Below are 12787 nucleotides of genomic sequence, written 5' to 3'. Positions count from 1 at the left end.
GCGGCCAGTGCGTCTTTCCTGTCCAGTTTTTTTTGAGCAACCAGCGCGGCCTTCGCGTCCTCGATGAGTTGCTGTAGCTCCTTCGAACTCATTTTATCTAGCTTGATCGACATCAGTTCGTCCTTTCGTTCTGTTGGACGCTTTTCGTAAGTTACATCCGGCCCGTAGTGCCTGTGATGCTTTGATATCACGTCCCATATTGCTGGAACATGCGTTGTTCGAGTTTTCGACGTTTCACGAAAAACGGCTGTGCGAACTTCTTGGGGGTGCAAGCGCCGCACAGCCGTATCAACCGAGGAGGAGTATGCCCCCGGTCAATCGCTTTTAGGTGGGAACGCCACCATTTCCACATTCGGAAACATGTTGTGGCGGACAGTCACCGAAGTGACCGCCCCATCGTCGTTTTTGTTGACGAACAAGACACCACAATCATCCCAGAAATTCTTGCCGTCCTTTTCGCCCGTCTTCACACGAAGTTTCATGGTTTCAGTGGCCATTCCAGCCTCCCTTCTTGTTGTTGAAATTGTCTATGGATCACGCAGTCAGGCCGGTTTGCCCTTGATCTCGACGTCCAGCTGAGTGTCGCGGCGGAAAGCAGTCCTGGAACGACGCTTTGGCACTGCATTATCCATTGAGGCTAAAGCGGCGGCTTCATCGTCCGGAGACCTGCCAATTTCTTCAGGACTATTTGTATCAATCGGCGCTGCTTGGGCGTCGCCAGCGTCGATTTCGGTTTGCTTTGTCAATTCCGCTTTTTGTTCCGGCAGACTTTCGGCGCGGTGCATAAGAGCAAACAGTTTTTCTATGAGGCCGCGCAGGCTCTCATATTGCTCCGTTGTGGGCAACGCGTTTTCTAACATGGTTTGAGCATCAACGGTGGGTACCGGTTCCAGTGCATTTGCAGGCTGTGGTGTTGAAGTAATGGCCGGTGCCGGCGACCTCGGCGCAAGGTTGGTCGTGCCTTCGATCACCCGTTGTTTGACCAAGTCGTTCGTCAGCTCGTCCCAGGACAACCCTTTTGACTTGCTAACGAACCTTTTGAACATGCGGTCCTTGAAGTGGCGAATGCGGAACGCTTTGATCGGCGGCATACCGTTCACAACAACAACGGCGCGATCACCCTTCATTTGTCGGGCATCGTCTTTGGTCAAAAGAGGTACTTCTTCGGTACGTTCCGAAAACGTCTTTTTTTCTCCAATGCCCTGGCGTTGAGATACCGAAACAACCTTACGAGTGGTCATGCCACAAGCACTCGAAACGTCCTCGATGGTCCGCTCATCGCTTGGCGTCATGTACAGTTTCAAACCGGCGTTGCCTTGGATAACCAGACGGCGATTTTCATCGTACACATCATCAAGTTGCGGGATGGTTTGCGTGATGATCGCGATACGGCCGCCAAAGCCACGGATCGTTGCCATGGCATCGGCAACCGTGTCCATGCGCCCTAGTGCCTGAAACTCATCGAGGATAATCATCACCTTGTGCGGCTCATCCTTAGCAGGCATGCGATTTTGCATCGTCGCAACAAGTTCGTTGAAAAATAGCCTGACCAGAGGCGCGATAACCTTCAACTTCGGCTCCGAAACTTTGAAATAGACCGACATCTTATCACGGCGGATGTTGTCGAATGAAAAGTCACTGACATCTGTCATTTTGCGGATGTGAGGGTTTTTCCACTGCTTGAACCCTGCCGTCATCATCACAGACAGATAACCGGACAGCGTTTTTTCATCCAAGACCGCCAGTTTGTTCAATTCTCTTTGCAGATCCGGGTCATGCGCTTCGTCGCGCAGTTTCCCAAAATGATCTTTAAGGGTACTTTGCGCGCTCACACAGACATCGTAGATGCCACCGAGCGTAAAGCGACCCCGCTGATAGGCGATGCCACCCGCCGCGACAAACATTTCACGCGCGCCCTCGATCCAAGTTTCCAGGTTCCGCTCGCCCTGCAGAAACAACGTTGAAACTTGCTCCAGTTCGAGCTGCCGTTCTGCAGGGTTGGTCAACTTGCCGACGCGATCCAAGGGATTGTATCGGTGCGACAGTTCTTCAAACTCAACCGGCGCAAAGAGGAAGACCTTGCTACCCATCTTGTGGCGCCACCGTGCCGTGGTGTCATAGTTTTCGCCCTTGATATCGAGAGTCACGGTCGAGCCCTTGAACGTGAAAAGGTTAGGATAGACGAAGCCCACGCCCTTACCTTCCCCAGAGGGTGCAATGACGACGCAATGCGGCTTTTCTTCGTAGATCAGATATTGTCCTGGCCAAAACGGTCGCGTCGTCTTTGCAACCACAAAACCCTCGCCAGGCGTGCCCAGCAATCCATTCCACCGCAACGACCAGCTGGACTGCCAATTCGTTTTTCCCACGCGCGTCAGTGCTTGTGTTGCAGAATGTGCACCAAAGGACGCCGCCACACCGAAACAGGCAAACATGATTGCCACGGCTTGCAGAAACACATCCCAATTGAGCCGCATGATGCGTTCCCAATCGAATGCCAGGGTGAAGAAGTCGTAGCTTGTGAACAGCTGAGCATTCACAAACTCCACGACCAGCACGTACCCGACCAGCAGTCCAAAAAAACCGAGGAATAGGCCAGCTTTGATCTGACGTGGCATGTGGATCTCCTTATGTGCCAGTACGAGGACGGTTTAATCGGGCTTGCCGCTCCATTTGCCGATGCAACGCATGCGCCCGATTAGCATTTGCGTATGGCTCATTGCCAAACTGTCGCTGGTTCTGAATGTACGCAGAGGTGTCTCGTGCTGCACCGCTAAGCCCTGCGACAGTCCCCCCGAATGCACGTGACGCTCCGGCAGTAACGATCGCCGCACCTCGCGCCGCGAGACTGCCCAAAGACAAATTTCCGGTGAGTGCCGTAACGACAAACGGCGTTGTTATGATGAGAATGATGCCCGTCAGCACAGACGCCACCACCGGGAAGAAAATACCGGCAGTCGGTTCATCTGTTCCAATGGAGAACGCAGACCCCATCATCACAATGACCGTTCCCAGGATCGCAGCAATAATCACCGGGAAGATCAGGGCCGTAACCATGAAATCCATCCATTTTTCGAAATAGTTCCGCGTCTTGTCACTCAAGACGCACATTATCGCGACGGGACCAAAGCTGATGGCGATGGTCAAAAGGGCATATGAGAAAATCATGCCAAGCAAAGCGACGGCAGACAGAGTACCAAATGCGAACAACACAAAAGCGTTTTGCACAGCACCCCAAATATCAAGTCGTCCAGCGGCAGTCGTCGCTGATTCAAGGGCTCTTTCTAACACATTGTCTAGTTCACCAAGGAACGACCCCTCCCCTCCAACGCCTGCGCCAGCGAAGAAGCTGTCCCTCAAGCTATCGAAAAATGACACCAATGCGGTGACAAGAACATTAAAATCGGCCCAGTTCTGCATGAACAGAGCAACGAGTGCCACGACAAACACCAGCTTAATTGCGTCGCCCCAAGAAAAAGAACCGCGACCGCTTGCAGCCACAACAAGTGTTACGATCACGACCAAGGTTGCCAACAGCTGTCCAGTTACCGCTGCCGATGCAGCGACCGCACCAAATTGCGTCTCCTGGACACTTTGAAAGAACGAAACCAGTTGCGTGTAGTGAAACTCAATAAAGCCCATGCCTGTCCCCTATTTGAAACACTGTTCGACCAGCTGAAAATTCAGGTTGGTTGAGATTTTGCTTAATCTGTGTGTCAGCCGATTGTTGGGATCGAACTCAGGAAAAACTTTCAAACCTTGCGGATTGGTATGAAGGGCAATCAGCTCGTCAAATTCTGCTTTCCAAGGTGTCGGATCTGGATATCGAGCAGCACAATCGCACTCACCCGTTTCCAAAGCGTGTTCGCGTCGGATCACACGGTAATAGTCCTCTCGAAGCGTGACTTTCCACTTGGTGCGAAAGGTATCGGCGCCTTCATTAAACCAGTCCGGTTTAACTCGCTCGGCCTGACACTCTGCTCCTTCTTGCGTGAAATCCGTTGCGCGCTTCCGAACATCCGGATCTACATCGTTGCCTTGCGCGAAGACATTACCCGTCAGAAGCACAACGAACAGCACCAGTACCCCAAGCGTTTTCAAAGCAGTCGACAGCATAGTGACCTCCTATTCCCGATCAGTCGGGTCAAAATTCTCCGGAAGATAAACCTCCATGACACCCCTTTTTCCGTCCCGTTTTCCAACTTGAACGATGATGTCTATGGAGCGTTGCACGTAGCTTATCATGTCGAGGTACATCATGTTGACACCCGACTCCAATGCAGTTTGCGCTAAGCGCTCAATTGCCAATTCTGCTGTTTCAGCGTGGACAGTTGTGATCGAACCACCATGGCCCGTATTGATGGCTTTCAGGAACGTGTAGGCGTCTGCGCCGGTGACTTCCGAAAGAATGATCCGGTCAGGGCGCATTCGAAGCGTGGCCTGCAATAGTTTATCAGGGCCCCGCACGTCACTTTCGCGATCTGATACCAGCATTACCTTATTGGGCTGCTGTGGCATCAAATCCGGCGTGTCTTCGATGGTGATAATCCGTTCCTTGTCATCGACATTCGAAATCAACCAACGTGCGACCGTCGTTTTGCCTGTGTTGGTGCCGCCAGATACCACCACGTTCAATTTTTCAGCGACACATAGTTTCAACGCGGCCAGAAGATCCGACGTGGCCAAATCTGCCACTTGCTCATTCAACTCGCGACGCGCGGCGCTTGCACTTTTCGGTGTGCCATCAAGGTATGCCGGTTCAAACAATTGCGTCTTCGGTTTGAAAAAACGCAACGACAGCGAATGACCTCTACGAACAGCAGGAGCCTGGATAATTTGCGCCCGTACCAGCCAATCCTTGTAGTTAATCGAAGAAGAACCAAGTGGATGCTGCTGCGACATCCGTACAGCGCCACCAGAAGACATTTGACTGCACATCTGCTCAACAACTGTTTTGTCTAGCACCAAATCGGTCTTCGTCATGTACGCGTCGCCTTGGTTCTCCATCCAGATGGTTCCATCTGGATTGATTGCGACTTCAACAATCCGATCATTCAGGATTGTGCGCAATTTTTCAAAAGCGCCATCGACGTAAGAGGGTCCCTTGTCGAAATCGCCATCCGGCATCAGCTGAACTCCAAATCACGGTCAACGATGATAGAGACTTGCGCGCCTTGCTTGACGAAAATCACCGGCTGGATCGAAAGCACACTGTTCAAAGCGTTGTCCGTCGCGCTCTCGAACCCGTCGCCAATGTCTTCAACTGTGTCCTGCACGTTATCATTATCTGTCGCATTGTTGGCGATAATCTCCGGCGCGGCACCGATAATCGAAATCAATGCGGCCTGCCCGAAACGCGCGCCAAACCGTGTATCTACGGCACCACCCGTGCCACTCCGTCCAAGACGATCAGCACCAAAAGACGAAATATTCACAGATTGATTGAACGGCGTAACAATCCGGGTCCACCGGATCAAAATGCGGCGTTGACCCGTAATGATGCCATCGCTGTACTCCCCAAAGACCTTGGAGCCAGCCGGGACCAATACCCGCGAGCCGTCCATGCTGAATACGTCCTCGGAAACAATGGCGCGCAAATTTCCGGGCAACGAGCTATCAATTGCCACCTCCAATGCCGCTTGGATAATTGTACCCTGGACAACCGTCGAAGACGGATCAGCAAACACATCAGCAGTCGCCAATGGCACTCTTTCAATCGCAGACCGAACAAATGCGGCATTGTCCGATAGTGTTCTTTCAGCGCCAGACCCGGCCTCTTCGGTGCCGGTGTTGCTCAACGCAACAAGGCCCGAATTTATACGTGCATCGCGGTCAGCCTCAGCTTGTGCTCGCAGTTCTTCAACACGCGCGCGGCGTTCCTCTTCCAAACGGAGCCTTTCAGCCTCCTGAGCCAAGCGCTGTTGTTCCAGCGGATCGACAAGGCGCGCGGCATCAAGCTCCTGCTGATGCAGGTCTGCGATCCGTTGCTGCCGTTCTTCAAACTCCCTTTCAAGACGTGCGCGCTCTTCCAACGAGCGTTGTTCTAAGTCGGCCAATTGGGAGCGCAATGCACTCTCACGCTCCTGCGCGCCCATCTCAAGTTCCATTTGAGTAGACTCAGCTGACCGCTCGGCAGCTTCCAGCGCCCTGGACAAGTTAGCAATCTGTCGCTCAAGCCCTTCAATGGCCGTCGCGGTCCGCTCCTGGTCACTTCGGGCTGCACTTGTCAGTGATCTGATTTGCTCATCACGTTCTGCACGTTCCCGCTCAAGCTGAAGGCGCAATTGGCGTTCTGCCTCTGTCGCGGTCGTGGAGAGTTCAATCGCCTCGCGGGCGCGCGCTAGTTCTTGTTCCAGTTCTTCGAGACGGGCAAGCGCGGCACTGTCAGGAACAACGGTTGGCACAGGGCGTTCAATAACCACTGGCGCGGGCTGTTCTGGTAGGGCCAGGGTGTCGCCTGCATTGCGATCATCAGGGAACTGACTAGCCTCATTCGTAGGAATCGGGACTGACACATTGTCTTTATTCAGTTCGTTGACGACGAAAAATCCGCCAAATCCCATGATACTCAAAAGCGCGAGGAACGCCGTGACCTTTAGGAAGGTCCCACCGCCGCCACCTTTAGCCGCAGCATCCGTCGCACCTTCAATGGCACTCAAACGCGATTTAAGGTTATCAATATCACTCATTGGATAATCTCCACGATGCACACTTCGGTATCACCGAGACGCAAAGCCCATTGCTGACTGGTGCCACTCACCCGAACGATCCTGTTTTCCAATGCTGAGGAATTGACGCTCCGCTCGCGGTTGCCTGTGACGCGGAACACCGCTGGCACGGGCGCGTTTTTCGCGAACTGGAAATACGTGAACGCGCCGTCGTCCCAGATCCGCGTCGGCGTGATATCATTGCGCTCATTTACGCCATACGCCCTGTTGTTGACCTGTCGATTGACAGTGCCGCCAGCTTGCCGCGCTGCGCGCTCTTGATATGCGAAACGCAGCACGTAAAACGGGTTTGCGCCTTCGCGGATGGAGAAATAGTAGCTGCGCCGGTTGGTGTAGACAGTCACGTTCGACCGCACAGAACGTGCCGTAGGCTTCACAGCGAACACTCTGTCCCCCGGAACAGACTCGAAATTGAATCCTTCCGTGTCACCGGCCACAATCGACACGATACGTTCGCCGCGTTCAAATTCGACAGTCGTTGCGCGGGTCAGACCTGTGCGAAGTACAAATACCTCGCCATCAACGTAAGGTGTTACACGCACGCGGGCGTCCAGCCGACTACCCGGCGGGACTTTTTCGGCAAGCGCAGGGCTTGCCATCAAAGCGCACAGGGCAATGGATTTAAGGAGTTGTTTCATCAGGTCCCCCGGTCTGCAAAAATCGAATATTCTGTGACCTCAAAGGCCAGCGGATTTTGCCACACGGCTTCGAGCGTCCGTTGCTCGCCGGGGTCAAAGTTGAAAGCGACATTCGCCGTGAAATTGCCAACCGTTTCGCCGTCTGGACTAATCAACTGTTTGCGCATGCGGACCTGGACGCGGCCGTCGTCGATGATGTTGATGGACGTGACAATCGTGTTCACGATTGTTTTGTCCCCAAACTGTGACGGCAGGAAATCCGGTGATCCAGAATCCCACAGGCGGACCAGACCAGACCGCGCGGCACCTGTTGACCGTTCAAGGGCGCGATTAATGCGCAGATCATTGTCGACCTGGTTATAAGTCTCCCGATCCAGCACGTATTGATAGACCAGCGACTGCACCACGGCAGGTCGCTCATCTAGGGAAATCGCACCAACAGCGGCATTTGGAACAGCCACACCCGTTGCAGGATCAAAGGGCACGATCACGGGCGCAGGGGGACGCACGCCAGCAACAACAAATGCCGCTGCACCGACGGAACATACGGCTGCCAACGTCATGCCCATAAAGGCCATTTGCCAGACTCGTTCCCTGCGCAGAGCGCCGTATATTACCTCGGCATCCTGCAAAGATTGCACATTTTTTTCGGCCATTGGTTACTCGAAATCTGGCAACGTGAAGTCGTTGTACTTTTGAATTTCACTGGCAGTTGCGGCATCCAAAACGCCCCCCATGCCAGCGTTGATCGTCTGCACGCTTTCAAGCTGCCACATGGCGGCCATGGCGATAGCAAGTTCCGCCGTCACGCGGGTGTTATGATCGACAGACTCTTTCAGACCGTCGAGCGCGCCAATTTCGTCAACCAGCTGGACCACACGTTCGCGGCTCTGGTTGGCTTCTTCGTATGCGACTTCCGCAGCCGCAGAAGTGGCCGCATTGCTTGCAGCACCCGTTGCATTGTTTCGCATGATGGGGTCCGATGATTCAGACATAGCGGTGATTTCCGCCTGCGAAGTGCCAGCCGATGTGAACGCACCTTCAATCCGGGACACCACCTGTTCGGCGTTCCCACCAATCACGCCGCTCCAATCACCGCGCGCACCTCGCGCGATCGCACCCACCATATCGAGGTCAAATTCACCTTCCAAAATCCCGTCGAACTCTGGACCCATAGCAAGACCAATGATTTCGGTCGGGTCAGAGATAAGACGCCGCATTTCCTCAAGCTGCGCCAATTGCTCTTCGAGCTTGCGGATTTGATCAATCAAAGCCTGTAGCTGTTCGGTCTGGATGCCAAAGTCCTTAGCCAACTGTTCGAGTTGCGCGATTTCTTGCAGCAGGTTGCGTCCATCAATTGTCGGAACACCTTGCGCATACGCGCCAGAACCGCCGCATAGGGCAGCCGCGCAGATTGCACTTGCCAGTAACCGGGTCGTTTTTTTCCATGTGAACATGTCAGATCTCCTACTGGTGTTCAGTTTGCCGGGAGCGTCAAATCAAGCGCTTTGACAGCTTCCCTTTGTTTCGTCAGAAGCCATGCGACTTGCGCGGCCTCAGCTTGCGTGCGGGCAGCCTTCGTTTTGACCCGTTCGAGGAGGATCAACAGGATTTCCGCCTTCATTTGCGTGTTGAGGTCATACGAGTCCTTCACGGTGGCCGAGGTCCCCACCTGCTCCACCAAGCCACGGACCCGCAGCAATGCTTGCTGCGCCGTGTTCAAATTGTACTCGCCATAGGCCATAGACCCGGTGGACATCAGACTTGCATTTGCAACCGCGTACTCGGCCGGATCGAGCGTCCCCAACGCTTCCGCCCCACCAATGGTTTGCAAATACGAATTGTATTTCGCGGGGATCACTTGCACGTAGTGCTGCGTTTCTTTGAACGGTGGAACACCATTGTACTCAATGATCCGGCCAGGACCGGCATTATACGCGCCAAGCGCGAAGATGATATTGCCGTCAAACCGGTCTAGCTGTTGCGCGAGATACCGGCCACCGCCGACGACCTGTAGATAGGGGTCATTGTAATAGTCCGGGAAAATTCCAAGACCTTTTGCTGTACCCGGAATAATCTGCGTCAGACCAAACGCATCCTTCGGCGACTTCGCTCCAATCTGGAACCGGCTTTCCTGCCAGATCAGTGCTTGCATCAGGCACCGCCATTGTAACGGCGACAAGCCAGCTTTTGCAACGCCGGGATGACTGTAAGTGTCGCGCGATCCGCGAACAATCAGGGCTTCGATATCTTCGCGGGCATCCCCGAACATCACGCCGCCTGCTGGGTTCGCGAGCGGACCGTAAGTCTGTTCAATACCTGGATAGGTGTCGCCGCCACCGCCGACGAAAGACGTGTGAAACGTAGACACCGAAGAAAACGCGGAAATCATCTGATCCAGCGTGTCGATCTGTTGCTGTTGAAAGCTGCGAATTTCCGCTCGGTTGTTCGCCTTTTCAACTTGCGTATCCTCGTCGCGTTCAAGCTGACGAAAAATCTCCAGCTTTTTTGCGAACTGCTGCGCGTCGAAAATTGGCACACCCTGCGACATCACAGCGCCGGCATACGCGGATAAAGCGGCCGACAGGAGCAACCGTTTCATCAGCATGGGCCCGCACCAGTATCTGCGAACGAAAACGTGGCTGGCGCACCGCTCACGGCTTGGAAATCGCAGTTTCCAGTTGGCTCACCCGTGCTTGTGAAACACGCACATCTCGCCTCTTTCGCACCTGGCGCCACACAAGCCGCGACCGCCAGCAGTGCCAGCATTGCAAAAACAATCTTCATTTCATCGCCTCTCGCCAGAAGTCAGGTTTGTCTCGGTAGTCGGTCCCGACGACGCTCAGGCCAGCCGTTCCACCACCGAGAATGTGCAGGAAGTCACCAAGGCATGAGGCGTCGCCATTAAGCACCACCGAGCCTTGGTCATCGCGAAGTAAAAATTCGCGACCAAGCGCGCGGTTCGTAACAATTTCCAATTCCGCATCATTGAGACGCAAAGCTGCATAATCATCACGAGCCGACTTGCCGTCCGGAAACAGAATTTGCGTCGGGAAGAAGGAAAAGACCCGGTTGCCCACCCTGCTTTTTTCAAGCTGACCAGGGTTTTGCGTGAGCATTACAACCACTGCGTTCGCTTTCCGCAGAGTGGCAAGCCAACCTTCGATCACAGACGCAAAATAGGGGTTGTCGATAGCTTTCCAGGCTTCATCAATCAGAACGATCGTGCGTTGCCTATCGACTATCTGGCGCTCGATGCGACGGAAAATATAGGTCAGAACCGCCATGCGTTCCCGGTCGGACTGCGCATCAAGAATTTGCGTCAGATCGAATCCAACAACATTTCCATCTAGCGAAAACGTATCCTCTGTATTTTGGCCGAACACCCAGCCAAAACGCCCATACTCCGCCCATTCTCTTACTTTTTGCTCCAATTCCCCGCCGTCATCGGTCGATGCAAACAGACCCGCAAAATCACCCCAATTGCGCAGCATCGGGTCGGCAGCTGCATTGGTACGGATATTGTCTGTGATCGCAGCGCTTTGTAGCGCCGTCAGCCGTTCATCGGGCGACAAAATTTGCTCTAACCAGTTCGTGATCCAATCAATCCCCGATTGGTCCGTTTCAACCCACAACGGGTTGAGACCCGTGGGGCGACCACTTTCGACAACCGAATAACGACCGCCCATCGCGCGGATCGTCATTTCCAAGCCACCTCGGTAATCGAAGCAAAATACCCGCGAACCTGTCCGCTGTGCCTGCGTCATCAACAAGGACGCCAAAAGCGATTTACCCGAGCCAGTTTCCCCCATGATCAACGTGTGACCCGCTGGCGGCTCGCTGACAGACGTACCCTTACGGTGGAAGGAGAACCGATACGGCCCACCTGTCGACGTCGGGAACACCGCAATCGGCGTTGACCATGGGAGTTCGGAACGACCTTTGCCAAGCGCCGTCCGGTGGAGTGACGCATATGAAGCAAAGTCCATATTCGATATGATGTTTTTGCGTGATCGCGCTGCAATGTTGCCGGGAAATTGCGCGAAATAATGCGCAGCTTTTACAACCGTGTCTTTAACCAGTCGGGCACCGACATTGCTTCCGGCGCCTTCTAATTCGGACACCATCTCACGAAGCATAGAGCGGTCGGGATGAATAAGCGAGATTGTGAAATGGTGTTCGCCAAGAGCGACTTCATTTACCAACACGGCTTCTTCCAGCCGCTGCATGACCTCTTCGGCGCTCTTGCGCGCGTCATCTGTGGCCTTCATCACCCGGCGTTTCCGCCTGATGCTTTCACCGGCTCTGACACTTGGCATCGGTGCGAAGCTCTGAGCAATGACGTAATCGCACGGTAGTGCGAAGTCGTCAAAGATCGTCACCCACGACACAGGTGGGTAAGACTTCAACGCCCGGATCACACCAAAACGGTCCCCATCCGGGCCATCCGTCAGCTCGAAACCTTCCTTATCAAAGGTCACACGTTCGGACAGAATTTCATCACTCAGGACCGTGATGGAACGGCTCGGATATATTGGCTGTTCATTGCCAGTCTGGACCGAGCCCAGAAAGCCCAGCAATCCACCCTCCGAAGCTGACAGCACACGTGTGCGCTCAGTTCCAAGTGCAGACCGCACGAACCGAACCACCTCTGCCAGAATTTCCAGATCGCGTTGTGTATCTTTGCCTTCAAGAAGGCGGCTTGCACCGCCGAAAGCGCTTAGGAAACCGCGCTTCAACCGCGAGGTTTTGACAACCGAGATTGTCAGACGCGTGTCCCGCAGTTCTCGTTGCTTCAAGCCCGCAGACCAGCGCTTATTTACTTCGTAGGAAAAGCCACGATCTTTGAACACGTCCAGATCGTCCAAGAAGTCGATCTTGCGACTGATTTTGTGCGTGTAGACGATGAAATCACTACCCATCTGCGCCAGCACGGACGCGAAAGACTTCTTAAGAAGGTCCAGTTCCTCGTCGCGTGTGGTCATCGCGTCGAGACCATCGACACGAATGCAGGACATCAAACCATCGTCTGCAAGCCGCACGGTCACATCATCTACCAAAGAGACGTATGGAACGTGCATAAACCCATGCCGCATGTTGCCCGCCTGGGCGACGATGTTTGCAGCGACATTATTCACATCAAGGGCCATAGCTATCGCCCCCGAAGATCTTACGTGATCGCGTGCCCGGAACGGCGCTTAAGCCGTTCCGGTACACATCGACAATCTTCTCATCCTTTTCCGCGGCGAAACGGCAAGCGGCGTAGACGATGATGCACCAAACGATTGTCCAGATGCTCGCAGACCAAATTAATGGTACAACCGTGCCCGCAAAGAACGGCAGCGCAAAGGAATAGGGCAAGCCGAACAAGCGGCTTCCCTGGTTCACAGCAACAGCGAATGCGACACGCTCCTGCGCCAT

General features: G+C 54.0%; 12 protein-coding genes. All 12 read right to left on the bottom strand.

What is annotated here, in order from left to right:
- Nucleotides 1-314 precede the first annotated feature (314 nt).
- The 12 genes from IE087_RS23310 to IE087_RS23255 all read right to left on the bottom strand — a co-directional run bounded on the left by IE087_RS23310 (nt 315) and on the right by IE087_RS23255 (nt 12787).
- A complete protein-coding gene (locus IE087_RS23310; protein ID WP_189371985.1) occupies nt 315-497 on the bottom strand; it encodes a hypothetical protein in 183 nt (60 codons plus the stop codon).
- A gap of 45 nt (nt 498-542) precedes the next feature.
- Nucleotides 543-2618, bottom strand: a complete 2076-nt coding sequence (locus IE087_RS23305; protein WP_189371984.1) for a type IV secretory system conjugative DNA transfer family protein — start codon at nt 2616-2618, stop codon at nt 543-545.
- 10 nt (nt 2619-2628) lie between these two features.
- Entirely contained in the window at nt 2629-3642 is a 1014-nt protein-coding gene (locus IE087_RS23300; RefSeq protein ID WP_189371983.1) for a type IV secretion system protein, read from the bottom strand.
- Between the two features lie 9 nt (nt 3643-3651).
- The gene (locus IE087_RS23295) at nt 3652-4116 is read right to left on the bottom strand and encodes a hypothetical protein (RefSeq protein WP_189371982.1); all 465 of its coding nucleotides are present in this window, start codon (nt 4114-4116) and stop codon (nt 3652-3654) included.
- 9 nt (nt 4117-4125) lie between these two features.
- On the bottom strand, nt 4126-5127 hold the full coding sequence (locus IE087_RS23290; RefSeq protein ID WP_189371981.1) for an ATPase, T2SS/T4P/T4SS family: 1002 nt from the start codon (nt 5125-5127) through the stop codon (nt 4126-4128).
- Nucleotides 5127-6689, bottom strand: coding sequence for a TraB/TrbI/VirB10 family type IV secretion system protein (locus IE087_RS23285; protein WP_189371980.1), 1563 nt, complete (start codon nt 6687-6689; stop codon nt 5127-5129). Before IE087_RS23285 ends, IE087_RS23290 begins: the two co-directional genes overlap by 1 nt.
- A complete protein-coding gene (locus IE087_RS23280; protein ID WP_189371979.1) occupies nt 6686-7366 on the bottom strand; it encodes a TrbG/VirB9 family P-type conjugative transfer protein in 681 nt (226 codons plus the stop codon). Before IE087_RS23280 ends, IE087_RS23285 begins: the two co-directional genes overlap by 4 nt.
- The gene (locus tag IE087_RS23275; RefSeq protein ID WP_229801559.1) at nt 7366-8022 is read right to left on the bottom strand and encodes a VirB8 family type IV secretion system protein; all 657 of its coding nucleotides are present in this window, start codon (nt 8020-8022) and stop codon (nt 7366-7368) included. The genes IE087_RS23280 and IE087_RS23275 overlap by 1 nt, the downstream gene beginning before the upstream one ends.
- Nucleotides 8023-8025: 3 nt before the next feature.
- The gene (locus IE087_RS23270; protein ID WP_189371977.1) at nt 8026-8823 is read right to left on the bottom strand and encodes a type IV secretion system protein; all 798 of its coding nucleotides are present in this window, start codon (nt 8821-8823) and stop codon (nt 8026-8028) included.
- 20 nt (nt 8824-8843) lie between these two features.
- A complete protein-coding gene (locus IE087_RS23265; RefSeq protein WP_229801558.1) occupies nt 8844-9968 on the bottom strand; it encodes a lytic transglycosylase domain-containing protein in 1125 nt (374 codons plus the stop codon).
- Between the two features lie 181 nt (nt 9969-10149).
- Nucleotides 10150-12516, bottom strand: a complete 2367-nt coding sequence (locus IE087_RS23260) for a VirB4 family type IV secretion/conjugal transfer ATPase (protein WP_189371975.1) — start codon at nt 12514-12516, stop codon at nt 10150-10152.
- On the bottom strand, nt 12506-12787 hold the full coding sequence (locus tag IE087_RS23255; protein ID WP_189371974.1) for a VirB3 family type IV secretion system protein: 282 nt from the start codon (nt 12785-12787) through the stop codon (nt 12506-12508). The genes IE087_RS23260 and IE087_RS23255 overlap by 11 nt, the downstream gene beginning before the upstream one ends.

The sequence above is a fragment of the Tateyamaria omphalii genome, assembly GCF_014651375.1.
In the GTDB taxonomy this organism is placed as follows: Bacteria; Pseudomonadota; Alphaproteobacteria; order Rhodobacterales; family Rhodobacteraceae; genus Tateyamaria; species Tateyamaria omphalii.
Note: the sequence above shows the minus strand (reverse complement) of the source record. Positions and strands in the feature narration are given on the sequence as shown.

Bases quoted from the DNA above. Each gene is read 5' to 3' on its own strand.
- IE087_RS23310 (WP_189371985.1), bottom strand. From the start codon at position 497: ATGGCCACTGAAACCATGAAACTTCGTGTGAAGACGGGCGAAAAGGAC.
- IE087_RS23305 (WP_189371984.1), bottom strand. From the start codon at position 2,618: ATGCCACGTCAGATCAAAGCTGGCCTATTCCTCGGTTTTTTTGGACTG.
- IE087_RS23300 (WP_189371983.1), bottom strand. From the start codon at position 3,642: ATGGGCTTTATTGAGTTTCACTACACGCAACTGGTTTCGTTCTTTCAA.
- IE087_RS23295 (WP_189371982.1), bottom strand. From the start codon at position 4,116: ATGCTGTCGACTGCTTTGAAAACGCTTGGGGTACTGGTGCTGTTCGTT.
- IE087_RS23290 (WP_189371981.1), bottom strand. From the start codon at position 5,127: ATGCCGGATGGCGATTTCGACAAGGGACCCTCTTACGTCGATGGCGCT.
- IE087_RS23285 (WP_189371980.1), bottom strand. From the start codon at position 6,689: ATGAGTGATATTGATAACCTTAAATCGCGTTTGAGTGCCATTGAAGGT.
- IE087_RS23280 (WP_189371979.1), bottom strand. From the start codon at position 7,366: ATGAAACAACTCCTTAAATCCATTGCCCTGTGCGCTTTGATGGCAAGC.
- IE087_RS23275 (WP_229801559.1), bottom strand. From the start codon at position 8,022: ATGGCCGAAAAAAATGTGCAATCTTTGCAGGATGCCGAGGTAATATAC.
- IE087_RS23270 (WP_189371977.1), bottom strand. From the start codon at position 8,823: ATGTTCACATGGAAAAAAACGACCCGGTTACTGGCAAGTGCAATCTGC.
- IE087_RS23265 (WP_229801558.1), bottom strand. From the start codon at position 9,968: ATGAAACGGTTGCTCCTGTCGGCCGCTTTATCCGCGTATGCCGGCGCT.
- IE087_RS23260 (WP_189371975.1), bottom strand. From the start codon at position 12,516: ATGGCCCTTGATGTGAATAATGTCGCTGCAAACATCGTCGCCCAGGCG.
- IE087_RS23255 (WP_189371974.1), bottom strand. From the start codon at position 12,787: ATGGCGCAGGAGCGTGTCGCATTCGCTGTTGCTGTGAACCAGGGAAGC.